Annotated in this window: 25 protein-coding genes; 15 read left to right on the forward strand and 10 right to left on the reverse strand. The window is 61.2% G+C overall.

Features of this window, described 5'->3' with window-relative positions; translation table 11 throughout:
• Window positions 1-53: 53 nt before the first annotated feature.
• The 3 genes from HX801_RS02510 to HX801_RS02520 all read left to right on the forward strand — a co-directional run bounded on the left by HX801_RS02510 (window position 54) and on the right by HX801_RS02520 (window position 4,089).
• Window positions 54-1,706, forward strand: coding sequence for an acyl-CoA dehydrogenase family protein (locus tag HX801_RS02510; protein ID WP_177008848.1), 1,653 nt, complete (start codon window positions 54-56; stop codon window positions 1,704-1,706).
• A 170-nt stretch (window positions 1,707-1,876) separates the two neighbouring features.
• Window positions 1,877-3,376 carry an AMP nucleosidase gene (amn, locus tag HX801_RS02515; protein ID WP_172834544.1) on the forward strand — a complete coding sequence of 500 codons (1,500 nt, stop codon included), beginning with the start codon at window positions 1,877-1,879 and terminating at the stop codon, window positions 3,374-3,376.
• A gap of 71 nt (window positions 3,377-3,447) precedes the next feature.
• Entirely contained in the window at window positions 3,448-4,089 is a 642-nt protein-coding gene (locus HX801_RS02520) for a pseudouridine synthase (protein WP_003215483.1), read from the forward strand.
• Here the strand turns inward: HX801_RS02520 and HX801_RS02525 are convergent.
• Together HX801_RS02525 and HX801_RS02530 are read right to left on the reverse strand one after the other, a co-directional pair.
• Window positions 4,084-4,293: a DUF2788 domain-containing protein gene (locus tag HX801_RS02525; RefSeq protein ID WP_026077819.1), complete on the reverse strand. Its 210-nt coding sequence runs from the start codon at window positions 4,291-4,293 to the stop codon at window positions 4,084-4,086. The genes HX801_RS02520 and HX801_RS02525 overlap by 6 nt on opposite strands.
• Window positions 4,294-4,521: 228 nt before the next feature.
• Window positions 4,522-5,001: an Lrp/AsnC family transcriptional regulator gene (locus HX801_RS02530; protein WP_003194418.1), complete on the reverse strand. Its 480-nt coding sequence runs from the start codon at window positions 4,999-5,001 to the stop codon at window positions 4,522-4,524.
• 414 nt (window positions 5,002-5,415) lie between these two features.
• Between HX801_RS02530 and HX801_RS02535 the strand changes: the two genes are divergently transcribed.
• Window positions 5,416-6,546: a DUF6515 family protein gene (locus HX801_RS02535; RefSeq protein ID WP_177021497.1), complete on the forward strand. Its 1,131-nt coding sequence runs from the start codon at window positions 5,416-5,418 to the stop codon at window positions 6,544-6,546.
• Here the strand turns inward: HX801_RS02535 and HX801_RS02540 are convergent.
• Both HX801_RS02540 and HX801_RS02545 read right to left on the reverse strand, forming a co-directional pair.
• Window positions 6,543-7,436, reverse strand: coding sequence for a cation diffusion facilitator family transporter (locus HX801_RS02540; protein ID WP_087693591.1), 894 nt, complete (start codon window positions 7,434-7,436; stop codon window positions 6,543-6,545). The genes HX801_RS02535 and HX801_RS02540 overlap by 4 nt on opposite strands.
• A gap of 15 nt (window positions 7,437-7,451) precedes the next feature.
• Complete coding sequence (locus tag HX801_RS02545) at window positions 7,452-7,871, reverse strand: hypothetical protein (protein WP_003215492.1); 420 nt, start codon at window positions 7,869-7,871, stop codon at window positions 7,452-7,454.
• Window positions 7,872-8,039: 168 nt separating this feature from the next.
• Between HX801_RS02545 and hrpB the strand changes: the two genes are divergently transcribed.
• Window positions 8,040-10,547: an ATP-dependent helicase HrpB gene (gene hrpB, locus HX801_RS02550; RefSeq protein ID WP_177021498.1), complete on the forward strand. Its 2,508-nt coding sequence runs from the start codon at window positions 8,040-8,042 to the stop codon at window positions 10,545-10,547.
• A 138-nt stretch (window positions 10,548-10,685) separates the two neighbouring features.
• Here the strand turns inward: hrpB and HX801_RS02555 are convergent, their stop codons facing one another.
• Window positions 10,686-11,774 (reverse strand): endonuclease/exonuclease/phosphatase family protein, encoded by a 1,089-nt coding sequence (locus HX801_RS02555; RefSeq protein ID WP_177021499.1) that lies wholly within the window; start codon window positions 11,772-11,774, stop codon window positions 10,686-10,688.
• A 40-nt stretch (window positions 11,775-11,814) separates the two neighbouring features.
• Window positions 11,815-12,474: a YciC family protein gene (locus HX801_RS02560; RefSeq protein WP_003215498.1), complete on the reverse strand. Its 660-nt coding sequence runs from the start codon at window positions 12,472-12,474 to the stop codon at window positions 11,815-11,817.
• Window positions 12,475-12,653: 179 nt separating this feature from the next.
• Here HX801_RS02560 and HX801_RS02565 point away from each other — a divergent pair, with 179 nt between their 5' ends.
• The 3 genes from HX801_RS02565 (at window position 12,654) to HX801_RS02575 (ending at window position 14,666) form a co-directional block, all read left to right on the forward strand.
• Complete coding sequence (locus HX801_RS02565; protein ID WP_008436594.1) at window positions 12,654-13,424, forward strand: DUF2076 domain-containing protein; 771 nt, start codon at window positions 12,654-12,656, stop codon at window positions 13,422-13,424.
• 129 nt (window positions 13,425-13,553) lie between these two features.
• Entirely contained in the window at window positions 13,554-14,030 is a 477-nt protein-coding gene (locus tag HX801_RS02570) for an NYN domain-containing protein (protein WP_003215502.1), read from the forward strand.
• A gap of 24 nt (window positions 14,031-14,054) precedes the next feature.
• Window positions 14,055-14,666, forward strand: a complete 612-nt coding sequence (locus tag HX801_RS02575; protein ID WP_003215504.1) for a PolC-type DNA polymerase III — start codon at window positions 14,055-14,057, stop codon at window positions 14,664-14,666.
• A gap of 148 nt (window positions 14,667-14,814) precedes the next feature.
• Here HX801_RS02575 and HX801_RS02580 read toward each other — a convergent pair whose 3' ends face one another.
• On the reverse strand, window positions 14,815-15,108 hold the full coding sequence (locus HX801_RS02580; protein ID WP_134327356.1) for a DUF6124 family protein: 294 nt from the start codon (window positions 15,106-15,108) through the stop codon (window positions 14,815-14,817).
• A gap of 515 nt (window positions 15,109-15,623) precedes the next feature.
• Between HX801_RS02580 and HX801_RS02585 the strand changes: the two genes are divergently transcribed.
• Window positions 15,624-16,895 (forward strand): hypothetical protein, encoded by a 1,272-nt coding sequence (locus HX801_RS02585; RefSeq protein WP_177021500.1) that lies wholly within the window; start codon window positions 15,624-15,626, stop codon window positions 16,893-16,895.
• Between the two features lie 143 nt (window positions 16,896-17,038).
• Here HX801_RS02585 and HX801_RS02590 read toward each other — a convergent pair whose 3' ends face one another.
• A complete protein-coding gene (locus tag HX801_RS02590) occupies window positions 17,039-17,500 on the reverse strand; it encodes an Lrp/AsnC family transcriptional regulator (RefSeq protein ID WP_177021501.1) in 462 nt (153 codons plus the stop codon).
• Between the two features lie 160 nt (window positions 17,501-17,660).
• On the opposite strand from HX801_RS02590, the gene yedA reads away from it, so the two are divergent.
• The 3 genes from yedA (at window position 17,661) to HX801_RS02605 (ending at window position 20,666) form a co-directional block, all read left to right on the forward strand.
• Window positions 17,661-18,557 carry a drug/metabolite exporter YedA gene (gene yedA / locus HX801_RS02595; RefSeq protein ID WP_177021502.1) on the forward strand — a complete coding sequence of 299 codons (897 nt, stop codon included), beginning with the start codon at window positions 17,661-17,663 and terminating at the stop codon, window positions 18,555-18,557.
• Window positions 18,558-18,605: 48 nt separating this feature from the next.
• Window positions 18,606-19,943 (forward strand): DEAD/DEAH box helicase, encoded by a 1,338-nt coding sequence (locus HX801_RS02600; RefSeq protein WP_003215511.1) that lies wholly within the window; start codon window positions 18,606-18,608, stop codon window positions 19,941-19,943.
• A gap of 195 nt (window positions 19,944-20,138) precedes the next feature.
• The gene (locus HX801_RS02605; protein ID WP_256344190.1) at window positions 20,139-20,666 is read left to right on the forward strand and encodes a hypothetical protein; all 528 of its coding nucleotides are present in this window, start codon (window positions 20,139-20,141) and stop codon (window positions 20,664-20,666) included.
• Window positions 20,667-20,709: 43 nt separating this feature from the next.
• Here HX801_RS02605 and HX801_RS02610 read toward each other — a convergent pair whose 3' ends face one another.
• Window positions 20,710-21,954 carry a TIGR03862 family flavoprotein gene (locus HX801_RS02610; RefSeq protein WP_177021503.1) on the reverse strand — a complete coding sequence of 415 codons (1,245 nt, stop codon included), beginning with the start codon at window positions 21,952-21,954 and terminating at the stop codon, window positions 20,710-20,712.
• Between the two features lie 172 nt (window positions 21,955-22,126).
• Entirely contained in the window at window positions 22,127-23,047 is a 921-nt protein-coding gene (locus tag HX801_RS02615) for a histone deacetylase (RefSeq protein ID WP_008436610.1), read from the reverse strand.
• 76 nt (window positions 23,048-23,123) lie between these two features.
• Between HX801_RS02615 and HX801_RS02620 the strand changes: the two genes are divergently transcribed.
• The 3 genes from HX801_RS02620 to HX801_RS02630 are packed head-to-tail and all read left to right on the forward strand — an operon-like array spanning window position 23,124 to window position 25,188.
• On the forward strand, window positions 23,124-23,693 hold the full coding sequence (locus HX801_RS02620) for a GNAT family N-acetyltransferase (RefSeq protein ID WP_003215518.1): 570 nt from the start codon (window positions 23,124-23,126) through the stop codon (window positions 23,691-23,693).
• Window positions 23,694-23,734: 41 nt separating this feature from the next.
• Window positions 23,735-24,604 (forward strand): acyl-CoA thioesterase II, encoded by an 870-nt coding sequence (gene tesB / locus HX801_RS02625; RefSeq protein WP_003215520.1) that lies wholly within the window; start codon window positions 23,735-23,737, stop codon window positions 24,602-24,604.
• Window positions 24,601-25,188 (forward strand): HAD family hydrolase, encoded by a 588-nt coding sequence (locus HX801_RS02630; protein WP_177021504.1) that lies wholly within the window; start codon window positions 24,601-24,603, stop codon window positions 25,186-25,188. The genes tesB and HX801_RS02630 overlap by 4 nt, the downstream gene beginning before the upstream one ends.
• Window positions 25,189-25,203 lie beyond the last annotated feature (15 nt).

A 25,203-nucleotide genomic window follows, 5' to 3' on the forward strand; every position in this document is an offset into this window, starting at 1 on the left:
CTTAACTGAAATTCAGGCCTCAATGAACGTGGCCTTTTTTCAGGAGGCCCGTCATGCACCTGCACCAGTTCGCCGAAACCCACGACGTCACCAACCAGCCACCGTCCCTGGACGGCACCAATCTGTACCGTATCGACTTGCCGCTGCAAGACTGGTCCCGGCGCTTCGGCGCCGGCTGGGCCGAGCAGCGCATCGACACCTATGGTGCGCTGGCGGGCGGGCCGCTGATGGAAGCCGGGTTCCTGGCCAACCAGAACAAACCGGTGTTCAACAGCCATGACCGGTTTGGCCATCGCATCGACCTGGTGGAGTTTCATCCGGCCTACCACGAACTGATGCGCACCGCCGTCGAACACGGCCTGCCGTCGTTGCCGTGGGCCCATCCGCAATCCGGCGCCCATGTGGCCCGTGCGGCGATGACCTACCTGCACAGCCAGGCCGAAGCCGGCACCGGCTGCCCGCTGACCATGACGTTCGCCTGCGTCCCGGCCCTGCGCCTGCAGCCAGACCTGGCTGAAACCTGGCTGCCGAAAATCCTCGCCACCGAATACGACCCGCGCAACGTCGGCATCGCCCACAAGGCCGGCGCCACCATCGGCATGGCCATGACCGAGAAACAGGGTGGCACCGACGTGCGCGCCAACACCACCCGCGCTTACCCGGTGGGCGCTGGCGGCCCGGGCCAGGCGTATGAGCTGGTGGGGCACAAGTGGTTCTGCTCCGCGCCGATGTGCGATGGCTTCCTCACCCTGGCCCAGACCGACAAGGGCCTGACCTGTTTCCTGCTGCCCCGGCACCGCCCGGATGACACCCGCAACGAGTTCTACATCCAGCGCCTGAAAAACAAGCTCGGCAACTGCTCCAACGCTTCCAGCGAAGTGGAGTTTCGTGGCGCGCTGGCCTGGATGATCGGCGAAGAAGGGCGCGGCGTACCGACCATCATCGAGATGGTGGCGATGACCCGCTTCGATTGCATGGTCGGCTCCAGCGCCCTGATGCGCCAGGCGCTGACCCAGGCCAGCCATCATTGCGCTCACCGCCTGGTAGGTGGCCGGGTGCTCAGCGAGCAACCGTTGATGCAGAACGTACTGGCCGACCTGGCCCTGGAAAGCGAGGCGTCCCTGGCCTTGAGCATGCGCATGGGGCGCGCGCTGGACCACCTGGATAACGAACAGGAAGCCAAATTCGCCCGGCTGGTGACGGCGGTGGGCAAGTACTGGATCTGCAAGCGCGCGCCCGCGATGATCAACGAAGCCGCCGAGTGCATGGGCGGTGCGGGGTATGTCGAGGACAGTATCCTGCCGCGCTTGTACCGTGAGGCGCCGGTCAACTCGACGTGGGAAGGTTCCGGCAATGTGCAGTGCCTGGATGTGCTGCGGGCCCTGTCCAAAGAACCGGGCGTATTGGAGGCGCTGTTTGTCGAGCTGGGGGATGGTCATGGCCACAAGCACCTGGCGCGGCATATCGAGCAGTTGAAGTCGGCGTTCATGGACACCCAGGACATCCAATACCGTGCCCGGCAATTGACCGAGGACATTGCGGTGGCGTTGCAGGCCAAGCTGCTGCTGGAGGCGGGCAATGCCAGTGTGAGTGATGGCTTTATCGCCAGCCGACTGGGCGAGTCGTCGGGCCGGGTCTATGGCACCTTGCCGCGCGGTGTGGATGTGGAGGCCATCGTCGCCCGGTCGACACCTCAAATCCTCTGAATGAATGCGGGCAAAATGTGCGAGCGGGCTTGCTCGCGAAGGCGGTGGATCAGCCAATACATGTGCTGACCTACCGCATTCGCGAGCAAGTCGAATCGTCGCACCGCCGCTCCCACATTATTGATCGCATTCCAATTCCGGTGTTCCAGTGCGCCAGGGATACAGGCAAGATGAAGGCCTGCAAGTCAGAACACAGGATGCTTACCGTGACCGAAGCTTTTGTTGTCGTTCAAACCGCCGAAGAAGCCGTGGATCGGCTGGCGGCTCTCCATGAGCGTGCTACCGGCGCGCTCAATCAAGCCCTCAAGCGCTACCTCAAAGACCGCGTCGAACCCGACGCTGAACAACGTGCGATGTTTCGCTACCCGGAACTGCGCCTGACCTACCTGGTGCAGGGCGAAGTCCCACAGACCACCCGGGCGTATGCCAAGGTTCAGTTGCCGGGGACCTACAGCGTCACCGTCACCCATCCGTCGGCCTTCCGCAAATACCTGCTGGAGCAACTGGTGCCGTTGATGCACGACTTCACCGTGACGGTGGAAGTGGGCGTCAGCCAGCAGAACATTCCCTACCCGTACGTGGTGGAGCAGGGTGACGAACTGGCCGGCTCCGGTGTGACTGCCGCCACGCTGGCGCGGGTGTTCCCGAGTACCGACCTGTCTGCCGCCACCGATGGCATCGCCGACGGGCTGTACGACTGGGAAAACACCGACCCGCTGCCATTGGCGTTGTTCGATGCCGCCCGCGTCGACTTCTCCCTGCGCCGCCTGGTGCACTACACCGGCAGCGACTGGCGCCATGTGCAGCCGTGGATTTTGCTGACCAACTACCACCGCTACGTTGACCAGTTCATCGTGCATGGACTGGAACAGTTGCGCAGCGACCCGCGCTTTATCCGCATGGTGCTGCCGGGCAATGTGATCATCGACAAGAGCATGGACCACGGCGAAGCGTCTGCCATTGCTGCCGGCGTGGTCTGGCACCGTTATCAGATGCCGGCCTACCACTTGCAGGCGAGCGACGGCCATGGTGTGACCCTGGTGAACATCGGCGTCGGCCCGTCCAATGCCAAGAACATCACCGACCACCTCGCCGTATTGCGTCCGCATTGCTGGCTGATGATTGGTCACTGCGGCGGGCTGCGCCAATCCCAGACCATCGGTGACTACGTGCTGGCTCACGCCTACATGCGTCGCGACGGGATTCTCGACCGGGTAGTGCCGCCGAACATTCCGATCCCGGCCCTGGCCGAAGTGCAGATGGCCTTGCAGCAAGCCGCGGCCAACGTCACCGGCGAGAAAGGCGAAGAGCTGAAAAAACGCCTGCGCACCGGCACCGTGCTGACCTACGACGACCGCAACTGGGAGCTGCGCTGGGCCCAGGAACGTCCGCTGATCAACCTGTCCCGCGCCGTGGCCGTGGACATGGAAAGCGGCACCATCGCCGCCCAGGGCTACCGCCTGCGGGTGCCGTACGGCACGTTGCTGTGTGTGTCGGATAAACCGCTGCACAGCGAGATCAAGCTGCCGGGATCGGCCAACGCGTTCTATGAGCGTGCGGTCAGCCAGCACTTGAAGATCGGCATCGAGGCGGTGGATCTGTTGCGCACCGAACTCAACTCGTTGCACTCGCGCAAACTGCGCAGCTTCGACGAGCCGCCGTTCCGCTAAACGGTTGGGATGGTTATTTAACGGTCAGGCCACTAGCATTGTCGGTCCTGACCGTTAGATGTTCCTTTGCCATGTCCCGTCCTGCCCGTCCTGTTTCCCGCCGCCCCGGTGTGAAAAGTCCGCAAACCTCGTCAGCCCCGCGTCGTGTCGCCAAGGCGCCACCGGCCGATCCCAAGTTGATCCTGTTCAATAAACCCTTCGATGTGCTGACCCAATTCAGCGATGAAGGCGGGCGGGCGACCCTCAAGGATTTCATCGACATCCCCGGCATTTACCCGGCCGGGCGCCTGGACCGTGACAGTGAAGGCCTGTTGCTGCTGACCAACGACGGCCAATTGCAGGCGCGCATCGCGGACCCCAAGCACAAGCTGGCGAAAACCTATTGGGTGCAGGTGGAAGGCGAACCGACCGAGGAACAGCTGCAACGCCTGCGCGACGGTGTGGAGCTCAATGACGGCATGACCCTGCCCGCCGAAGCCCGGCAACTGGACGAGCCACAACTGTGGCCACGTAACCCGCCGGTGCGGTTTCGCAAAAGCGTGCCGACCCATTGGCTGGAGCTGGTGATTCGTGAAGGGCGTAACCGCCAGGTGCGGCGCATGACGGCGGCGGTGGGGTTGCCGACGCTGCGTCTGGTGCGGGTGCGGATTGGTGACTGGTCAATCGACGGCCTGGACCAAGGCCAATGGAAAGAAGTGCCGGCGCGCTTATAAGGCGCCGGACTCGATCAGGCCGATCACCACGCTCTTGATGATGAACGCGGCAACGCCCAGGCCCAGCACGAAGAACAGGATCATCGAGCCAAAGCGCCCGGCCTTGGATTTCTTCGCCAGGTCCCAGACGATAAAGCCCATGAAAATGATCAGGATGCTGACCAGGCCGGTCATCATCCATTCTTCAAACACGGCGGGATCAATCGAGTTCATCGGGTCGTTTCCGGCTGGGGCAGGGCGCCGATTATACGCGAGGGCAATCGGCGCGACATTGACCTGCGTCGGTCTGCCGCAGACTTACCACCCTGCGGGAACACAGTCAAAATGTGGGAGCGGGCTTGCTCGCGAATGCGGTGGATCAGTCAGCACATTCGGTGCCTGGCACACCGCATTCGCGAGCAAGCCCGCTCCCACATTTGTTCCGCGCTGGTCTTAAGTGCGCAGGTGGGTCAGCGGCAGCTCGGTGCTGTTGAGCACCTGGTTCAGCACAAAGCTTGAACGCACGCTGGTGACGCCTTCGATGCGGGTCAGGTGGCCCAGCAGCAACTTCTGGTAGTGATCCATGTCTGGCACCACCACTTTCAGCTGATAGTCGGCGTCCATCCCGGTCACCAGGCTGCATTCCAGCACTTGCGGCAAGGTGCGGATGGCCGCTTCGAAGTTCTCGAAACGTTCGGGGGTGTGTCGGTCCATGCCGATCAGCACGTAGGCCGTGAGACTCAGGCCGAGCATCTTGCGGTCGAGCAAGGCGACCTGGCGGGCGATGTAGCCGTCGTCTTCGAGTTGCTTGACCCGGCGTGAGCACGGCGAAGGCGACAGGCCGATGCGCTCGGCCAACTCCTGGTTGGAGATCCTCGCGTCGCGCTGCAATTCCGCCAAAATACTCAGGTCGTATCGGTCAAGTTTGCTCATGGGGCTGGCCTTTGTCGTAACTATTGCGGTGAATTATCTATCCAGGGTTAAAAATTGCGCAAGCACTGTTTATTGACGCAATCTTCGCAATCATCTGCCCGAGGCCGAGGCGTAGAGTTATCAACAGAATCACTGCCCGGACATACAGTCCACTGCAGCCCGCCAATAAGGCCGGCTGCGGCCGCCAACCCCACAGGGTTGCCCCGGCCCCCGGGCTGCACACTGTCCACAAGACGGCGTGAGGTGAGCCAACGTCAAAAGCGTTGAGCCAGGACGAAGTTCTCAAGGGGCGACCGACGGGTCGCCCCTTTTTATTGCCTGCGAAAATAGTTCTCGTGACTGATAACCTCTCGCAGAACCGGGCCCCGGTTTTCCAGTCTTACGTGTAGGCCCTAATCCGCAGTGAGGAATAGCATGAAGCGCATCTGGCGTTTGGCAGGTGTTGGTTTGCTGATGATGAGCGTTGGTGCGCAAGTGATGGCCGACGACCCGCCACGCCAGGAAGGCGGTGGTCAGCATGAAAGAGGCCCGGAAGGGCATCCAGGCAATAATCAGCCTCGGCCGCAGAACAACCAACCGCGACCACAAAATAGTCAACCGCGCCCTGTAGCCCCTCGGCCCGAGAACAATCAGCCGCGTCCGCAGAATCAGCATTTCGAAAACAATCAGCCACGGCCGCAGAACCAGAATGTCGAGCGCCCGAACGGGGGTGGCCAGTGGCAAGGTCGTCCTCAGGGCAACCAACAGCAGCAACCGCCGCACCCGGCGCCCCAGCCAGCCAATAACCTGCCGATCCAGGGGCGCCCGGACACCGTGCGCCAGACCCAGGAACCGCGCCCCGGCAATTACCAGGACATTCCGCGTCGCAACGACGGCAACCAGCATTGGCAGGCCGGCAATGGCGGCCAGGGTGGCCCGGGCCGGCCCGGCTTCAACGGGGGTAACGGCGGTGGCAATAACCACCCCAACGATCACCGCTGGCCAGGCCGCCCCGACGGGCACGGCAATGGCTGGGGCCCAGGCCCGCAATACCGTCCGGGTTACATCGTCGACCGCTTCCCCGACCGCAATTACCGCGTGCCGTATCGCGGCCAGGACTACTTCTTCTCCGGTGGCTACTGGTATCGCCCACAAGGCCCGCGCTATGTCGTCGTGACGCCGCCTTACGGGATTCGCGTGCAATACCTGCCCGACTACGCGCGGGAAGTGTGGGTGGGCAGTGCGCTGTTCTTCCTCGCCGCCGGTGCCTATTACACCTACGAAGAAAGCAGCCAGCAGTACGTTGTGGTGCAGCCGCCACCCGCCGCGCCAGCGCCGCAACCCGTGCCCCAGGGCAATGGTTATGACGTGGTGGCTTACCCGGCCAACGGCCAGTCACCGGCGCAGGTCCAGCAGGATGGTTACGACTGCTATCGCTGGGCGGTGCAACAAAGTGGCTTTGACCCAAGGACCGTCACCTACGCCCCCGACCCGGCCGTGGTGCAAACCTACCGCCAGGCCCAGGGCAACTGCCTGAGCAGTCGCGGCTATCAGGTGCAGTACTAGGCCTTCGCGCCCTTGACCACTTCCTGCGGGTCGGCGTGCACCAGCACTTCGGCTCGCGGGTAGGCGTTGTGGATGGCATCGGCGGCCTGGTCGCTGATGCCGTGGGCCACGGACAAACTCAATTCCCCCGGTAACTCCAGGTGCAGCTGCACGAACCAGTGGCTGCCGGAAATCCGTGTGCGCAGGTCATGGGCACCCAATACACCGGGCACGCTGCACGCCAGTTCCAGCATGTGCTGGCTGACATCCGGCGGCAGTTCCTCGTCCATCAGCACCGAAAAACTTTCCCGGGCGATCTGGATGGCGCTCCACAAAATGTAGGCCGCGATGCCCAGGCCGAACCAGGCGTCCACCTGATGAAAACCAAACGCCGCCAGCACCAGCGCCACCAGGATGCTGCCGTTGAGCATCATGTCTGAGCGATAGTGCAGCGAGTCGGCGCGGATGGCGTTGGAGCCGGTTTCGCGGATCACCCGGTATTGCAGGATCAGCAGCGCCGCCGTCAACGCCAGGGACAGAACGATCACGCCAATACTCAGCCATGGCGCGCCCACAGGTTCCGGATGCTGCAAACGCTGGAACGCCTGGAAGGCGATCAACACCGCACTGCCGGCGATGAACAGCGCCTGGGCCATGCCCGACAGGGATTCCGCCTTGCCGTGGCCATACCGGTGATCGTCATCCGCCGGGCGCAACGCGTAGTGCACGGCCAGCAAGTTGAGCAACGAGGTAACGCCGTCGAGCAGCGAGTCGGTCAACCCAGCGAGCATGCTCACCGAGCCGCTGAGCCACCAGGCGATGGCCTTGGTCACAATCAGCACACAGGCCACGCCGACGGAAGCGCGGGTGGCCAGGCGCAACAGCCGGGCGTGTTCGGGACTGGTGGTCATGGGGCGGGTCAGTCCTTAAGCGGCGGGTTGCAGGCCCAGGGTGGCGAGTTGTTGCACGCTGCCCTTGAACTGGATCATGCGCGGGTCGTCCAGCGGCAGATTGCGCCCGGTTTCTTTCTGGATGATGGTTTGCAGCTTGGCGTTGTCGACCTTGCCGTCGGCGCCGATGGCTTGCTGGAGTTTTTCCGGGGCCACCTGGGCGGTCTTGCCAGGCTCGAAGTAAATCGCGCCGGTGGCGAAGTCGACACCAAAGGCGATCAGGCCCGGGATCACGTAGAACAGCAGGCCGACCGCATCGAGCACGGCAATTGCCGGGTCGATCTTGCCGTCGATCTGGCCCCGGCGGTCGGGGTAGAAAATCGAGCCGCAGGCCGTCAACTGGCTCAGCAGGGTGACGGCCAGAACACCGCCGATAACACGGGAAGCAACACGCATGGGACTCTCCTTGAGCATAATGAAAATGACTATAAGCCAGTCTACAAGGCGACGATGATCAAGTGTGGGAGCTGGCCGCATTCCAGTCAGGACGGGGCCGTGTCGTTGAGACCACCACCGACACCCGGCAGTTCGCCGTTATACTCGCCGCTCTGCTTTGGAGCCAGTATGAATTCGTTGCCAATCGATGATGTTTTACCCGCCCTGCGTGACGCCCTGGCAACGCGCCATGAAGCCGTGCTCGAAGCACCGCCCGGCGCCGGTAAAACCACACGGGTGCCATTGGCGCTGTTGAATGAACCCTGGCTGGCCGGGCAAACCATCTTGATGCTCGAACCCCGGCGCCTCGCCGCCCGCGCCGCGGCAGAAAGGCTGGCCAGCGAACTGGGGGAAAAGGTCGGCGAAACCGTTGGCTACCGCATTCGCCTGGACAGTAAGGTCGGCCCCAACACCCGTATTGAAGTAGTCACCGAAGGCATCCTCACCCGTCGCCTGCAGGATGACCCGGCACTCGACGGCGTGGGTTTGTTGATCTTCGACGAGTTCCACGAGCGCAGCCTGGACGCCGATCTGGCGCTGGCCCTTAGTCTCAATGGTCGAGACCTGTTTCGCGACGAGCAGCCACTGAAGATCCTGCTGATGTCCGCCACCCTGGAAGGCGAGCGCCTGGCCGGGTTGCTGGACGACGCGCCGATCCTGCGCAGCGAAGGGCGCATGTACCCGGTGCAGATGCGCTGGGGCCGGCCATTCCAGCCCGGCGAATTTATCGAGCCACGGTTGGTGCAGACCATCCTTGAAGCCCTGCATGATGAAGCCGGCAGCGTGCTGGTGTTCCTGCCGGGGCAGGCCGAGATTCGTCGGGTTAATCAGCAATTGGCTGACGCGCTGGGCGATAACCCCGATGTGCTGCTATGCCCGCTGCACGGCGAACTGGACCTGGCCGCCCAACGCGCCGCCATCGACCCGGCGCCCGCCGGCAAGCGCAAAGTGGTGCTGGCCACCAACATTGCCGAGACCAGCCTGACCATCAACGGCGTGCGCGTGGTGATCGACGCCGGGTTGGCGCGGGTCCCGCGTTTCGACCCGGGCAGCGGCATGACCCGTCTCGACACCCAGCGCATCTCTCGCGCCAGCGCCACCCAGCGTGCCGGCCGGGCAGGGCGACTGGAGCCGGGGGTGTGTTATCGGTTGTGGTCCGAAGACCAACATGAAGGGCTGGCGGCGTATTCCAGTGCGGAAATTCTCTCGGCGGATCTTTCCGGTTTGGCCCTGCAATTGGGCCGCTGGGGCGTGGCGCCTACTCAGTTGGTATGGCTCGACGTTCCGCCCACCGCGGCTTATGCACAGGCCCAGGATTTGCTCGAGCGCCTCGGAGCGTTGAGCGATACCAAGCTGACCGCCCACGGCCAGAAAATGGCCGGGTTGCCGGCGCACCCGCGAATCGCTCATTTGCTGCTGCGTGGTCAGGATCTGGGCCTGGCGAGCATGGCCTGCGAAGTGGCGGCACTGCTGGGTGAGCGCGATATCCTGCGTGGTGCCGGTGCGGATTTGCACAGCCGCCTGGCCCTGTTATCCGGTGAAGAAAAGGCCCGTGGCACCCAGGGCGGCGTGCAGCGTGCCCGGCAACTGGCGCGGCAGTACCGTGGCTATTTAAGAGGCAAGGCAGAGCAGCCGGTGGCTGATCCCGATCATCCGCGCTGGCTCGGCGCCTTGCTGGCGCTGGCCTACCCGGACCGCGTCGCCCAGCAACGGCGGGCGGGCGGTGCCGAATACCGCCTCGCCAACGGCCGTGCCGCGTTGTTCGCCGAAGCCGACGGCCTGATGAAACAACCCTGGCTGGTGATCGCCGATCTGGGCAGCCGCCAGGGCCAGCGTGAAGAACGGATTTACCTCGCGGCGGATTTTGATCCGGCGTTGTTCGACTCGGTATTGGCCGAACAGGTGCGCAATGTCGACCAACTCGATTGGGACGAACGCGAGGGCGTGCTGCGGGCCGAACGCCAGCGCAAGGTCGGCGAACTGGTGCTCAGCCGCGAGCCGCTGACCGGCCTCGACGAATCTGCCCGCAGCCAGGCGCTGGTCAACCTGGTGCGGCGCAAAGGTCTCGAACTGCTGCCCTGGACCCCGGAGCTGCGCCAATGGCAGGCGCGGGTGATGCTGATGCGTGGTCTGGATAGCGGCAAGGCCAGTGAATGGCCGGATGTCAGCGACAGCGCCTTGCTTGCCAGCCTGGAACACTGGTTGATGCCGTACCTGGGCAAGGTGTCGCGCCTGAGCCATTTCGCCAATCTGGATATTTCCAGCTTCCTGCATAACCTGCTGCCGTGGCCGTTGCCGGCGCGGTTGGACGAGCTGGCGCCGCACCATCTGAAGGTGCCGTCGGGCTCGTCGGTGCGGCTGGACTACAGCGAGCAGCCGCCGATTCTGGCGGTGCGCTTGCAGGAACTGTTCGGGCTGGCGGACACCCCACGGATTGCCGGCGGGCGGCAGGTGGTCAAGCTGCACCTGTTGTCGCCGGCCAGACGGCCCGTGCAGGTGACGCAGGACCTGGCGAACTTCTGGCGCAGTACTTACGCCGAGGTGAAGAAGGATTTGAAGGGGCGGTATCCGAAGCATTACTGGCCGGATGATCCGTTGATTGCTGAACCGACTGCCCGGATCAAGCCGAGAAAGTAAGTACATCGCAGATCTAATGTGGGAGCTGGCTTGCTCGCGATGCAGGCACCTCGGTCTGTCGGATAGACCGAGGTGCCTGCATCGCGAGCAAGCCCGGCTCCCACACAAGCCAGCTCCCACACTGTTTTGCAGCGTGGCTTACTGCGCGGCGGGCAACAGGAACCGCGCAATCACCGGCAAATGATTGGAGATACGCACCGTATCGCTCTGGCGCACCTTGCTCTCAACCTTCTTGATGCGCGAGCTGTGGAACAGGTAATCCAGCGTACGATCCGGCCCCTCTACGGTTGGGTCATTCGGGAAATACGTCAGCCACTGGTCCCGGTCAATCCCGCTGGATTGGCTGTTGCTCGGGATCATCGGGTACTTTTCCCACAGCAGGTGCAGCTCACTGTCCGGCGAGTATTGCCCGCGCTTGCCGGGGTCCAGGCGCAGGAATTGCCCGAGCGGCAACAGGTTGAAATCCCCACCCATCAGCCATGGCGTGCCGCGGCTCTCGAATTTATCCACCAGCTTGACGGTCGCCTGCACCTGTTCCAGCACGGCGTTGTGCCCGGGGGCCGCGCCGTCCAGGCGAGTATTGAGCACGGCCAACTGGCCGCCATCGCTCAACGGCAGGTAGGTCAGCAATAACGCGGGCTTGGGCTGGAACTGACGGCTGATCAGGTTGGCGCGTGCCACCGGCAATTGCAGGCGCTCGGCGTGTTCGATCTGGTAGCGGCTCATGGTCACCAGCTTGCGGCCGACGCTGCCGAAGATATGCAGGTCGGGCACGAAGTCGGCTTTCCAGTCGAAGGCCTGGGCGCTGCATGGGTAGAGGTCGGCCAGGCGTTCCTGGAGCAAGGCCAGTTGGTCCTGGTAGCTGGAAGGCTTGGCGCCTTCGTCGACTTCCTGCAACAGCAGGATGTCGGGCTGCTCGTCGCGGATCACCCGCGCCACTTCGTCGAGGCTTGAAGCCATGTCTTCAACGGTCGGGCGGTCGTCCGGGCCGCTGCCGTCCGGGGTGTCGTACCAGAACACGTAGTTCTTGCCTGCCAGGTACTGCACGTTCCAGGTCATGACCTTTAGCGCCTGCCCAGGCAGCAGGGTCGGCGCACGGGGCGCGACGCAGCGGATGGGCAGGGTTTCCTTGTCGGCAGGGCGCCAGGTCAGGCTGTAGATCAAGCCGGTCAGCAGGGCCGCGAGGATCAGCAGGCCCACCAAGGTAATGCGCAGTAGTCGGGTCATCGGCTCGGCTTATGGCGTTGCAGGACAGGCCCGGAGCATATCACCGCGCGTCGGCGTCGCCACCAATCAACATGAACAGGCGGAACAACACCACGCTGGTGAACAGTTGCAGGAAGCTTTGTGCGCTGTCGATCAGCAGGCCCAGCAGCGGGTTCGGGTCCGGATAGACGGCCACGCTGGCGCCCTTGAGCAACCACAGCGGGGTCATCACGCACAGCAGGCACACCAGGATCCGCCAGAAATGCCCACGGGTCAGGCGCAGGCTTTCCTTCATGGCCGACAGCGCCGACATGCCCCGCAGCACCAGCAGGTATTCGGCGAAAGCCAGCACCACCATCAGCCACAGGCCGGGCAGGAAATACAGCGACAGGCCCAGCAGGATCAGCAGCGTGCTGATTGCCGTCAGCAGGGCAAAGCGCGGCCACAGGGTCAGGGCCATGGCAAGCACATCCAGGGTGCGCGGCGATTCACCCCGGGTGCGGGCGTCGAGGAACAGGATCAGTGCGCCGGTGTACAACGGGTACACCAGCAGCCCGATCACCACGCTGTAACCGGGAAACGCGTCTGGGCCGAGCGTGTGGTCGAGCACCTGTTGCAGCAGGGCTTCGAGGATCACCAGTGGCAGGCACAACTGCACGATGGCGCCCAGGTTGCGCTTGAAAAAGAAGAAGGAGTCGCGCAATACGTCTAACGGATTCATCAGGGTCTTCACAGGCCGAAAAGCAAGGGCGTTACTTTAACCGATCATGAGCAGATGCAAGCAAACGTAAACCTTGCGTAAAGACCATTGAAACAATCAGCAACAGCCCCATAACTGGGTTGTACCTTGCACATCGTGCGCAAGGCGAAGATTTCTACCGGCAATCTAACGAGGTCGCCATGAACAGCGAAGAACAAACCCTGATCGACGGACTGTTTTCACGGTTGCAGCAAGCCGAAACGGACTCAGCCCCCCGCGACGCCCAGGCTGAAGCGCGGATCAAGGAACACGTCACTCGCCAACCGGCCGCTGCGTACTACATGACCCAGTCGATTCTGGTGCAAGAGCACGCGATCAAGAGCCTCGATGCGCAGAACAAGCAGCAGGCCCAGCAGATCCAGGAGTTGCAGGACCAACTGCAACAGGCCAGGTCCCAGGCGGCGCAGCCTGCACCGAGCAGTGGCGGTTTCCTGTCGAGCATTTTCGGCGGCGGTTCCCGTGACCCGCAGCCGACCCAGAGCGCACCTGCGTCGTCGGGCGGTGGCTGGCGTGAACCGGCGCGTCCGTCGTTTGGCGGGCAACCTGCGCCGCAGCAGAACTACGGTGCTCCCCAGCAGAACTATCAGCAGCCACAACAGGCACCCGCAGCGCCGATTGGCAGCGGTTTCCTCGGCGGCGCCCTGAAAACCGCAGCTGGCGTGGCCGGTGGTGTGATGCTGGCAGAAGGCATCAGCAGCCTGTTCAGCCACAACTCGCAACAACCGCAAGTGGTTGAAGAGATCATCCGCGAAGAGCCGGCCCCGGCAAGCGACAACGGCAACTGGGGCAACGACGACCAGAAATATGCCGGCAACGACAGCTGGGGCAGCGATAACGCCTCCGACAGCTTCGCCGACAACGACTATTCCGACGACTCCTCCTCCTTTGGCGACGACGATTCCTTCGTCTGACCCACACTCAACCGGGGCGCTTCGTCGCCCCGGGCTGATTTTTCTCGGAAACTCCCGTGTGGCTGGCATACTGGCAACCTTTCCGGGCCCTTGAGTCCGGGGTCCATGCGCGTGTCATGAGGATTTGCGGTGAAAAAGATAGCCGTGTTCGCCGATGTACAAAACCTCTACTACACCGTGCGCCAGGCGTACGGCTGTCACTTCAACTACGCCGCCCTGTGGGCTGATATCAGCCAGCGCGGGCAGATTGTCGAGGCGTATGCCTATGCCATCGACCGTGGCGACAGCAAACAGCAGCAGTTCCAGCAGATCCTGCGCAACCTGGGTTTTACCGTGAAGCTCAAGCCTTACATCCAGCGCAGCGACGGCTCGGCCAAGGGCGACTGGGACGTGGGCATCACCATCGACATCATGGACGCCGCCGCCCATGTCGACGAAGTGGTGCTGGCCTCCGGCGACGGTGATTTCGACATGCTGCTGGACCGCATCATCAGCAAGCACGGCGTCGAAGCCGTGGCCTACGGCGTGCCGGGGCTGACGGCCAACTCATTGATACGCGCCGCCAGCCGCTACGTGCCGATTGAAGGCGCGTTGCTGCTTAAATAGATTTTTGACGGAGTTGGAACAGGTTTGGAACGTATAGCGGTCATCGACTTTGAAACCACCGGCATCCAGCCGAGCAGCAGCTGCCGGGCCACGGAAATCGCCGTGGTCATCCTGGAGCAGGGCCAGATCGTGGACCGCTACCAGAGCCTGATGAACGCTGGTGTGCGTGTGCCGGGGTTTATCGAGCAACTGACCGGCATCAGCAACGCCATGCTGCGCACCGCACCGTCGGCGGAGCGGGTGATGAACGAGGTGAACGAGTTTGTCGGCACCACGCCGCTGCTGGCCCACAACGCCGCGTTTGACCAGAAGTTCTGGGATTTCGAGCTGGGGTTGATCCGGCGTACGCGTTTGCAGAAGTTTGCCTGTTCGCTATTGCTGGCGCGACGCTTGATGCCGGCGGCGCCGAATCACAAGCTGGGTACCCTGACCTCATTTGCCCAACTGCCCCACACCGGCAAGGCCCACCGGGCGATGGCGGATGCGGAGATGGCGGCGAACCTTACCGCTCACCTGGCCGAGGAACTGCGGCGCACCCACGGGTTGCGGGAGTTGTCACACGAATTGCTGTGCAGCTTGCAGAAGGTTCCGGCGGCGAAGATCAATGATCATCTGAAGAAGCATCGCGGGTTCTAAGTCGCTTGAGCAGAACTCCATCTTCAACATGACGAAGATCCAAATGTGGGAGCGGGCTTGCTCGCGAATACGGAGTATCAGCAAACACATGCGCTGACTGACACACCGCATTCGCGAGCAAGCCCGCTCCCACATTAGTTTTGCGGTGTTATCGAGGCTGTAAGCAGTCCAGCGACCGATCCACCACCACCTTCGCCATCTCCACTAAATGCATCACCGCCCGTTGCTGTCCGTTCATCGGCTCGCCGGGTATCTGTGCGGTTGCCACGGCGCAATGCAGTAAGTCGGCCGCCCGTGCCAGGGCGTCTTCGAAACTCATGTTGTCGTTGAGCACGAAGGGTGCGCCGTCCGGTGCGCAGGCTTTGAGGTAGTAATCGATGGCGCGGCGGGTGAGCGGGCTGTCGCTGCAAAATTCTGGTGGATCGGGGGTGACTTTGACCATGGTGGAACTCCTTTGAGGTAAGAAGCTATCACCGTTCGCTTGCACGCGAATGAAGGTGGCAGCTGTACGCAGGTGTGCAAGACCGGGCAAAGGGAACCCGGCAGACCCGAAGGCCTCCCGCGCACAGCCGCCATAACAGATAAACGCCTAGCATCAAAACCAGACGTTGAGGTGTTTGGTACTTGTGCACCTTTGCGAATCGGACTTGCACGTCCGGTCACCGATTGTTCGATGACCGAGCGAGACTAGCTACCTGGTCCGGCCGAAACAAGGCCGTGGAATTCTCTAGGAATCGTCCCGCAAAAGAAAGGGACTCGTCCTGCTAGCCCGTGAACGACCGAGGGTGTCAACGGCATAGACATCTTGGAGCAGACCAAGTGGCGCATTTTTTCAAATGCGGTCTGTAAAGACTCTTATATTTTCCAGTGTCGTTGGTGGCTATGAGCCACAAAATCTGTATGCTGCTTTAAGCCGTGCATGAAATTTATCCCGGAATATATGGAGCTCCGAGTTCAATGATCGAACAGTTGCCTAACGTACCACCTGCACTTTTGATGCTCATTGCTGAGCTTGCTAAGTCAAGCTCCGAGTTGGATGCGCGAAAAAGAATTCGAGGTATGCTTCGTGAATTACGGGATCAGTCAGAAGTATTTATCGAAGAAAATTTGACTAGGGACGGGCGTGCAAAAGACCCATTCTCTTTCGATGTGCATCTGCATGGTGCGTTAGATGTACTAAGTGGCTCTGGTTGTTATGAGATGAGCTGTCGAATGAAGGCTGCAGATCAAATTGCTCGTAGTGTTGGGCTTTTTGCCGATAAAGTTTGGATAACTGACCATATTTCAGACGCGTTTCTCGATTTCGGTCGAGCAACTAATGAAAAAATAGAAATGATTGTGAGGGATGTTTCTGTTTTGTCTAGGCTCCTTCCTCTTATTCTTTCTGGAGTCGTCAGGTTTCGTTCACCATGGGCTCCGACTTGCTCGAATTGCTTTAGTGAGTTTGAGGGGAAAATAGCCACTACTGCTCAAGAACTAGCAGGGGAGTTTTTGGAAGACTTTGTAATTGAACACTCCGCGGATGACGAGTATTTTATTAATACAGGGTCGTGTTTTGATCCGCCTCTAGTATTTCGTGGCTTGTTTCCAGATGCGCCTAACGCTAAAGAAATAGCAGAGGGTGCGATATATAGTGAACTCAGGTCGGCGTTCTTTATTGCCCGAGAGGCAGCTTGCAGTGGTGGCAGCGTTTTTTCGAACTCTCGTATCGGTATGGCAGGACTAATGCGCTCTGAAGGGCGTACGTTTGATAAGCGCACTTTGCTTGCAGTGGACAAGGAAAGAGAACTTCAAATACCTTGGGTGAGCGAGCTAGATGCTGCGCAGATTGTTCAACTTCGACTAGAAGCCTCGGATGCTTTACCTGCTTTTCGCGAAAAGATGGCTAGAATGCTAAGTTGTCAGGGCGGAGCTAATTCATACGGTGGGGGGCAGGACCAAGTTATTGCCGATCTAAGGGAGCAGGCTATAGATGTTCGTAATGAATTGAAAATTAGTCAATCGAATTCGGGTAAATATTGGAAGACGGCGTTTGGAATACTGGGGCTTGGAGTTTCTGCCTATGGTGCCGCAAATGATAGCGTTGCTGCAGGTATTGGTGGGCTCTTGCCAATAATTCAGCTTATGATTGATCATAAGAAAGATCATGGTAGTGATGTTTCTCGTCTGATTTCGCAGCCGGGTTATGTCTTAGTTCGGGCGCAGGACATTTTGTCGCATGCTCATTAATTAAGGGCATGATGAAACGGCGCAATGATAAGTCGCTGTTACTTTTGGGGGAACACGACGCTCAGAGCCACTGATGCTCTACCGACGAGAGGCAGGGCTCACGGTGAGCGGGGGGACCGTATCCAGTAAAAGTCGGATCTGTTTTATTCACCATTCTTCCCATTCCCTTCCAACTGCCCCAACGGCACCCGCCGCTCTATCGCGCTCGACAAGATGATCGAGGTCTTGCTGAACCCGAATTTCGCCACCCGATTGATCAGGTTCTCCAGCTCCGGCATCGAGCCCACCGCCGCCTGCATGATCACGCATGGATCGCCCGTCACCCGATGGCATTCAGTCAACTCGGGAATTTCCGACAGCGCGTCGTAAACCTTCTGGCTCCCATGATTGGTCAACCGCAACTCAATCACGCACTGGATCGGCAACCCCACCTTCGACAGGTCGACCTTGGCCTGATACCCGGTAATCACACCACTGGCTTCCAGTTTCGCCACTCGCTCAGCCACGGCGGGCGCGGACAGGTTCACGGTGCGCGCCAGTTGCGCGTAGGACGCGCGGCCGTCTTCCAGCAGGGCGCTGAGAAGCATACGGTCGTATTTGTCCATGATAAGGCTCCGGGAATGCATAGCTTTCGAAAGCACGGTTTATAGCCTTGATAACCATGTTTTGAAAAGTGTACTGGCGCTTTAAACAGGTTTTGTAACTTATGTTTACGGCCGGGGATTTCTAAAATAACGCTCCCTTGTCCTGCCACAGAGCTGCCCAATGCCTGGCCCACGTCGCTTTCCCTTACCGTTGATCGCCGCCTTTTTTGCGTTGTATGTGATCTGGGGGTCTACCTACCTGGTGATTCGCATTGGTGTGGAGTACTGGCCGCCGCTGTTGCTGGCGGGGATTCGCTTTATGACGGCGGGCGCGCTGATGTATGCCTTCCTGCGCTGGCGTGGGGCCCCGGCGCCGACGTGGGTGCAGTGGAAGGCCGCCGGCAAGATCGGCATTTTGCTGCTGACCTTCGGTAACGGTGCGGTCAGTGTGGCCGAACATACGGGCGTGGCTTCCGGCGTGGCCGCGTTGGCGGTGGCGACGGTGCCGTTGTTCACCTTGCTCTGTGGTTATTTCTGGGGCGCGCGTAATACCCGTCTGGAATGGGCCGGGGTGGTGCTGGGGATTATCGGTATCGCCATGCTCAATATGGGCTCCAACCTGCAATCGAGCCCCACCGGTGCGGCCTTGCTGATTTTTGCGGCGGCGGCCTGGGCCTTTGGTTCGGTGTGGAGCAAGCATTTGCCGCTGCCTCAAGGCGCGATGGCCAGTGCGGCGGAGATGCTGATCGCAGGTTTCGTGCTGCTGTTGCTCAGTGCCGTCAGCGGCGAACACCTGCAAGCCATGCCGCCGCTGGAAGGCTGGCTGGCCCTGGCGTACTTGACCGTGTTCGGCTCGATCATCGCCTTCAATGCCTATATGTACCTGCTCAAGCACGTACGCCCGGCGGCGGCCACCAGCTATGCCTACGTCAACCCGGCGGTGGCGGTGTTGCTCGGGATTGTGTTTGTCGGTGAGACCATCGGCATGGAAGAAGCCCTGGCAATGTTGGTGATTATCAGCGCGGTGCTGCTGATCAGCCTGCCACAGTGGCGAAAGCCAAAACCGGAAATAAGGTAAACTGCCGCGCATTGCGACCTTGCGCTGACTTTTTCCTACGGTATTTCCATGACTTTCGCCACACTTGGCCTGATCGAACCCTTGCTGCGCGCCCTTGAGACGCTTGGCTACCAGACCCCGACGCCGGTGCAGGCGCAAGCCATTCCGGCGGTGCTGGCAGGCCGTGACCTGATGGCTGCGGCCCAGACCGGCACCGGCAAGACCGCCGGTTTCGCCGTGCCGCTGCTGCAACTGCTGACCATGGAAGGGCCGAAAGTCAGCGCCAACTCGGTGCGCGCGCTGATCCTGTGCCCGACCCGCGAACTGGCCGAGCAGGTTCATGCGAGCGTCGCCGAGTACGCCCAAAACGTGCCGCTGACCACTTACGCCGTGTACGGCGGCGTGAGCATCAACCCGCAGATGATGAAGCTGCGCAAAGGCGTTGATGTGCTGGTCGCCACCCCTGGCCGCCTGATCGACCTGTTCCGCCAGAACGCGCTGAAACTCAACCAGCTGCAAACCCTGGTGCTGGATGAAGCCGACCGCATGCTCGACCTGGGCTTCTCCGAAGAACTGGCGAACATCTACCGCATGCTGCCGAAAAAACGCCAGACCTTGCTGTTCTCCGCAACCTTCTCCGACGAGATCCGCCAGTTGGCCGGGCAGATGCTCAACGACCCGCTGACCGTCGAAGTCAGCCCGCGCAACGTCGCCGCCAACACCGTCAAGCAATGGGTGGTGCCGGTGGACAAGAAGCGCAAGGCCGAGCTGTTTGTGCACCTGATGCGCAAGGGCCGCTGGAAGCAGGTGCTGGTGTTCGCCAAGACCCGTAACGGTGTGGACGCGCTGGTGGAAAAACTCCAGGGCCTGGGCATCAATGCCGACGGGATTCACGGCGACAAGCCACAAGCCACGCGCCAGCGTGCGCTGGATCGCTTCAAGAGCAGCGACGTGCAGATCCTGGTGGCCACCGACGTGGCGGCCCGTGGCCTGGATATCGAAGACTTGCCGCTGGTGGTCAATTTTGACCTGCCGATCGTGGCCGAGGACTACATCCACCGCATCGGCCGTACCGGTCGTGCGGGCAACACCGGCGAGGCGATTTCCCTGGTGTGCGCCGATGAAGTGAACATGCTGTCGGCCATCGAGATGCTGACCCGTCAGACGTTGACCCGGAAGATGGAGCAGGACTTCGAACCGGAGCACCGTGTGCCGGATACCGATGCCACTGGTCAGGTGGTGAAGAAGCCGAAAAAGCCGAAGAAACCCAAGGCTTCGGGCGGCGGTGGTGGCAAGCGCAACCTGGGCAAGTGGGTGGACAGCGGGGAGGCGACGCCGGTCGAGCCTTCGATCAAGCCAGTGCGTAAGGTGCCCGTGTTTAACACCGGGCCGCGGAAAAAGAAGTAGGGCTTGTTGGTTATCAAGTAAACGCATAGTGACTACCGTGAGCGGAGCAATTCCGCTCGCGTCAAGTTGTGCCTCGTCATCCTTGATGAGTTATTGCTTGTGATTTGGATATTTTTTGTAATTGTCGCCGTGTTTAAGTGCTGGAACTTAAAATGCTTCATTTCCACTGAGGTTGAGTCAGAAACTGATTTCTGAATGACGAACTTAGATGGAGATGTAGATATGGCTGTGTTTTTAGTACCTTTTGTTTTGCCGGTCCTGGCGGCGGCGGGCATTATCGGCGGCGTTGTTGTAGACGGCGAAATCAAGAAAGGCAAGGCCGCTGACGAGAAAGCTTTCAAGCAGGTAGAGTTGCGTGTGGCCGAATTAAGGTCCCGGGTTGAAGACCATGCGGCGCGCGGCGAGTATGGGCAGGCAATCCATTCGTTCAGAGAGTTGATGTCGTTGTATGAGGCTAATTATTCGATCAGTCCTGAGATAAGGGCGCCATTGGATAAGTATCTACAGGATATGCTTTATACCAGTCAGGAAGAGGGCCAGAAACTCAGCTACGCCTTCAAGCAGGAATGGAGCGATTTGAAACACGGCGATCCTTCCAGACTCTTCAGTGCGTATTCAGGTTATATAGAAAATCTGAAAATTTTACTGCCTGAAGAGGATGCTTTCCTGCAGAAGCAAGTAACAGCTTTTAAACGTGCCTATCCCGATCTAACAGCCAGTTGAGTCAGAGGTAACTTTGCTGCCGGGCGGTGATGGGGTGAGTGGGTCATGCCGGGGTGGCCGGCCTCAACCACTCAAGAATACCGCGCCCTGCCGCCTGCCCGCTGGCAAAACACCCCGTCAGCAAATACCCGCCCGTCGGCGCTTCCCAGTCCAGCATCTCGCCTGCGCAAAAAACGCCCGGCAATTGCTTGATCATCAAGCGTTCATCCAGCGCCTCAAACGGCACGCCGCCTGCGGTACTGATGGCTTCATCCATTGGCCGGGTTTTCACCAGCGTCAGCGGCAGCGCCTTGATATCCACCGCCAGCTGCGCCGGATCATTGAAGTGCTCCGCCGGTGACAGCTCGCGCAAAAGCGCCGCCTTCACCCCATCCAGTCCCAACTGACTGTGCAAATGCTTGCTCATCGAGCGTGAGCCGCGCGGCTTGCTCAGCGCTGCGATCACCTTGTCCAGTGGCTTACTCGGCAACAGGTCAATGTGCACCGTGGCCGATCCATCCCGGTTGATCGCCTCACGAATCGGTGCCGACAACGCATAGATCAGGCTGCCTTCGATACCCGTGGCGGTGACCACACATTCCCCCAGCCGTGGCTTGTCGTCTGCCAGGCCAATGGCGACGTTTTTCAGCGGTGCCCCGGCGAATTTGCTGACCATCAACTCGCTCCAGGCCGACACCTCGAAGCCACAGTTGCTCGGTTGCAACGCCGCGTAAGGCACGCCTTTGTCTTCCAGCAACTTCAGCCACGCCCCATCCGAGCCCAAGCGCGACCAACTGCCGCCGCCCAAGGCCAGCAACACTGCATCACCGCGTACGCTTTTGTCGCCCTCGGGGCTGTGGATAAGCAGGCTGCCGTCGGCATTCCAGCCCAGCCAGCGATGGCGGGTGTGGATAACTACGCCGTGGTCGCGCAGGCGCTTGAGCCAGGCCCGCAGCAGCGGGGCGGCTTTCATGTCAGTAGGAAACACCCGGCCGGAGCTGCCGATAAAGGTTTCAATCCCCAGCCCGTGTATCCATTCGCACAACGCATCGGCACCGAACTGGCGCAGCAACGGCGCCATGCACGGCGCCCGCTCGGCATAGCGCGCCAGAAACGCCGGGTACGGTTCGGAATGGGTGATGTTCATGCCGCCCACGCCCGCCAGCAGGAACTTGCGGCCTACCGAGGGCATACCGTCGTACAGGTCGACCCGGATCCCGGCCTGGCTCAACACTTCGGCGGCCATCAGCCCCGCCGGGCCGCCGCCGATGATGATGACGTGTTGAGATGGGGTTTGAGTCTGGGGCATGGGGATAACTGCGGTTCGGCAAAGTAGGCCGAGCATTCTACCCGAGGATGCTCATGCTGCCTGATCAAAAAACATACAGCCTTCTGCAGGCCAGGCGGCTTATGGCCTGCAGGGGCTTTCACTCAGGTTATCCACAGGCAGTTCCACAGCGATTGTGGGTAACGCGCATAACTCAATGACAGCCTGATGACGTCCAGACGCGCTGCGCGCTGTGGTGCAGGATCCCGTGGCGACGGGCCAGGGCAGGACGGTCTTTGCTGTAGCCGCCGCCGATCACCCCGACCACCGGAATATCGCGGCCCAGGCAGTGGCGCATCACGCTTTCATCGCGGGCGGCGACGCCTTGGTCTGTCAGCTTGAGGTAGCCGAGGGCGTCGTCCTTGTGCACATCCACGCCGGCGTCATACAGCACCAGGTCGGGCTGATACAGCGGCAGCAGGTAGTTGAGGGCATCGTCGACCACCTTGAGGTAGTCCGCGTCGCCCATGCCCATCGGCAGCGGGATGTCCCAGTCGCTTTGCGCCTTGCGCGCGGGGAAGTTCTTTTCGCAGTGCAGGGACACGGTGATTGCATCCGGGGTGTCGTGGAGGATGCGTGCGGTGCCGTCGCCCTGGTGCACGTCGCAGTCGAAGATCAGCACCCGGTTGACCCGCCCGCTGGCCAGCAGGTAATGGCTGATCACGGCCAGGTCATTGAAGATGCAGAAACCCGCCGGGTAATCGTAGTGGGCGTGGTGGGTGCCGCCGGCCAGGTGGCAGGCCAGGCCGTGTTCCAGGGCCTGCTCGGCGGCCAGCAACGAACCGCCCACCGCGCGCACGGTGCGCCGGGCCAGGGCTTCGCTCCAAGGCAGGCCAAGGCGCCGTTGGTCTTCGCGCGACAACTCGCCGCTCATGTAGCGTTCGATATACCCAGGTTCATGGGCCAGGGCCAGAATCTCGGCGGGGCAGAGTTCCGGGCGCAGCAGTTGGCTGTCCCGTGTCAGGCCGCTCTCCACCAGATGGTCACGCAACAGGCGGAATTTATCCATGGGGAAGCGGTGGTCTGCCGGGAACTCGGGGCTGTAGTCGTCGTGGTAGATCAATGGCAAGGGCATGGCGATTTCTGACGGGAACCAGCGACGGATCTTAACAGCGCGTTACACTCACGCACATGGCAAGGGAGGGGGACCAATGGAGCCGATACTGCAATTGGAAAGCGCACGCCTGGTGCTGCGCCAATGGAGCGATGCCGACTTGCCGGAGTTTGCGCGCATGTGCGCCGACCCGCAGGTGATGCGGTATTTCCCGGCCACCTTGAGCCGCCTGGAAAGTGCTGCGCTGATCGGGCGTATTCGCGGCCATTTTGCCGAGTACGGTTTTGGCCTGTGGGCGTTGCAGCGCAAGGACAGCGGCGAGTTCATCGGCCTCACCGGCTTGCTGAATGTGAGCTTCGAGGCCCCGTTCACTCCGGCGGTGGAGATCGGCTGGCGCCTGGCCAGGGAACACTGGGGCCTGGGTTACGCCAGCGAAGCCGCCTGGACTGCTCTGCGCTGTGGTTTCGACCGGCTGAAGCTGGACGAAATCGTTTCGTTTACCACTGAAGCCAATCTGCCATCACAAAAAGTCATGCAGGCCATCGGTATGCATTACGATCCCCTGGCAGATTTTGAACACCCCAAGGTCGCAGCCGATGACCCCTTGCGGCATCATGTGTTGTATCGCATCACCCGCGCCCAATGGTTGGACACGCTGCACGGATAAGCAGCCCGGAATGCCCAATAGATTGTTGTAGGAGATGCTCTATGAGCCAAGTGTTGGAAGATCTGGTGGACCTGCTGACCCTGGAACCGATCGAGGAAAACCTCTTTCGCGGCCGCAGCCAGGACCTGGGCTTTCGCCAGCTGTTCGGCGGCCAGGTGCTCGGCCAGTCGCTGTCGGCAGCCAGCCAGACCGTTGAAGAGGCGCGGCATGTGCATTCGTTGCACGGTTACTTCCTGCGCCCCGGCGATGCGGCGTTGCCGGTGGTGTATTCGGTTGACCGGGTGCGCGATGGCGGCAGTTTCAGCACGCGCCGGGTGACGGCGATCCAGAAGGGCAACCCGATCTTCACCTGCAGCGCTTCGTTCCAGTACGACGAAGAAGGCTTCGAGCACCAGACCACCATGCCCGTGGTGGTCGGCCCGGAGAACCTGCCGTCGGAGCTGGAGCTGACCCAGCAGCGCGCGCACCTGATTCCCGAGCACATGCGCGAAAAGCTGCTGTGCCCCAAGCCGATCGAAGTAAGGCCGGTGACCGAGAAAGACCCGTACAACCCGCAGCCGTCCGACCCGGTCAAATACGTGTGGTTTCGTGCGGACGGCGCCCTGGCCGACTCGCCGGCGCTGCACAAATACCTGCTGGCCTACGCTTCGGACTTCGGCCTGCTGACCACCTCGCTGCTGCCCCACGGCAAGACCGTGTGGCAGAAAGACATGCAAGTCGCCAGCCTCGACCACGCGCTGTGGTTCCACGCCGACCTGCGTGCCGATGACTGGTTGCTCTACGCCATGGACAGCCCATGGGCCGGCAATTCCCGTGGGTTCTCCCGGGGCAGCGTGTACAACCGCGCCGGGCAACTGGTGGCATCGGTTACCCAGGAAGGCTTGATTCGTCATCGCAAGGATTGGGCATGAGCCTCAGTGATGTGAAGCACTGGGTGTTCGACATGGATGGCACCCTGACGGTGGCCGTGCATGATTTTGCGGCGATCCGCGTGGCCCTGGATATTCCGGCGACTGACGACATTCTTACGCACCTGGCGGCGTTGCCCGCCGATGAAGCAGCGGCCAAGCATGCGTGGTTGCTTGCGCATGAGCGTGAGTTGGCGCTGGGTTCGGTGGCGGCGGAGGGGGCGGTGGAGTTGGTGCGGGAATTGGCCGGGCGGGGTTATCGCCTGGGCATCCTGACGCGCAATGCGCGGGAGCTGGCCCATGTGACATTGCAGGCGATTGGCCTGGCGGACTGCTTTGCAGCCGAGGATGTGCTGGGGCGTGATGATGCGCCGCCCAAGCCTGACCCGGGTGGTTTGTTGAAGCTGGCGCGAGCGTGGGAAGTGGCGCCGCAAGAGATGGTGATGGTCGGTGATTACCGGTTTGATCTGGATTGCGGGCGGGCGGCGGGGACGAAGACTGTGCTGGTCAATCTGCCGGAAAACCCGTGGCCGGAGCTGGCGGATTGGCATGCTGAAGATTGCGCGGTATTGCGCCGGATGATTTAGTCCGGTCGATGAAAA

It is taken from the genome of Pseudomonas sp. G1002 (genome assembly GCF_013385455.1).
GTDB lineage: Bacteria > Pseudomonadota > Gammaproteobacteria > Pseudomonadales > Pseudomonadaceae > Aquipseudomonas.

Excerpts from the sequence above, each read along its gene's own strand:
- HX801_RS02555 (WP_177021499.1), bottom strand. The coding sequence starts at position 11,774 with ATGACCCGACTACTGCGCATTACCTTGGTGGGCCTGCTGATCCTCGCG.
- HX801_RS02590 (WP_177021501.1), bottom strand. The coding sequence starts at position 17,500 with ATGGACAAATACGACCGTATGCTTCTCAGCGCCCTGCTGGAAGACGGC.
- yedA (WP_177021502.1), top strand. The coding sequence starts at position 17,661 with ATGCCTGGCCCACGTCGCTTTCCCTTACCGTTGATCGCCGCCTTTTTT.
- HX801_RS02610 (WP_177021503.1), bottom strand. The coding sequence starts at position 21,954 with ATGCCCCAGACTCAAACCCCATCTCAACACGTCATCATCATCGGCGGC.
- HX801_RS02615 (WP_008436610.1), bottom strand. The coding sequence starts at position 23,047 with ATGCCCTTGCCATTGATCTACCACGACGACTACAGCCCCGAGTTCCCG.
- amn (WP_172834544.1), top strand. The coding sequence starts at position 1,877 with ATGAAGGCCTGCAAGTCAGAACACAGGATGCTTACCGTGACCGAAGCT.
- HX801_RS02540 (WP_087693591.1), bottom strand. The coding sequence starts at position 7,436 with ATGACCACCAGTCCCGAACACGCCCGGCTGTTGCGCCTGGCCACCCGC.
- tesB (WP_003215520.1), top strand. The coding sequence starts at position 23,735 with ATGAGCCAAGTGTTGGAAGATCTGGTGGACCTGCTGACCCTGGAACCG.
- HX801_RS02605 (WP_256344190.1), top strand. The coding sequence starts at position 20,139 with ATGACGAACTTAGATGGAGATGTAGATATGGCTGTGTTTTTAGTACCT.
- hrpB (WP_177021498.1), top strand. The coding sequence starts at position 8,040 with ATGAATTCGTTGCCAATCGATGATGTTTTACCCGCCCTGCGTGACGCC.
- HX801_RS02565 (WP_008436594.1), top strand. The coding sequence starts at position 12,654 with ATGAACAGCGAAGAACAAACCCTGATCGACGGACTGTTTTCACGGTTG.
- HX801_RS02510 (WP_177008848.1), top strand. The coding sequence starts at position 54 with ATGCACCTGCACCAGTTCGCCGAAACCCACGACGTCACCAACCAGCCA.
- HX801_RS02535 (WP_177021497.1), top strand. The coding sequence starts at position 5,416 with ATGAAGCGCATCTGGCGTTTGGCAGGTGTTGGTTTGCTGATGATGAGC.
- HX801_RS02630 (WP_177021504.1), top strand. The coding sequence starts at position 24,601 with ATGAGCCTCAGTGATGTGAAGCACTGGGTGTTCGACATGGATGGCACC.
- HX801_RS02585 (WP_177021500.1), top strand. The coding sequence starts at position 15,624 with ATGATCGAACAGTTGCCTAACGTACCACCTGCACTTTTGATGCTCATT.
- HX801_RS02620 (WP_003215518.1), top strand. The coding sequence starts at position 23,124 with ATGGAGCCGATACTGCAATTGGAAAGCGCACGCCTGGTGCTGCGCCAA.
- HX801_RS02580 (WP_134327356.1), bottom strand. The coding sequence starts at position 15,108 with ATGGTCAAAGTCACCCCCGATCCACCAGAATTTTGCAGCGACAGCCCG.
- HX801_RS02530 (WP_003194418.1), bottom strand. The coding sequence starts at position 5,001 with ATGAGCAAACTTGACCGATACGACCTGAGTATTTTGGCGGAATTGCAG.
- HX801_RS02520 (WP_003215483.1), top strand. The coding sequence starts at position 3,448 with ATGTCCCGTCCTGCCCGTCCTGTTTCCCGCCGCCCCGGTGTGAAAAGT.
- HX801_RS02545 (WP_003215492.1), bottom strand. The coding sequence starts at position 7,871 with ATGCGTGTTGCTTCCCGTGTTATCGGCGGTGTTCTGGCCGTCACCCTG.
- HX801_RS02600 (WP_003215511.1), top strand. The coding sequence starts at position 18,606 with ATGACTTTCGCCACACTTGGCCTGATCGAACCCTTGCTGCGCGCCCTT.
- HX801_RS02560 (WP_003215498.1), bottom strand. The coding sequence starts at position 12,474 with ATGAATCCGTTAGACGTATTGCGCGACTCCTTCTTCTTTTTCAAGCGC.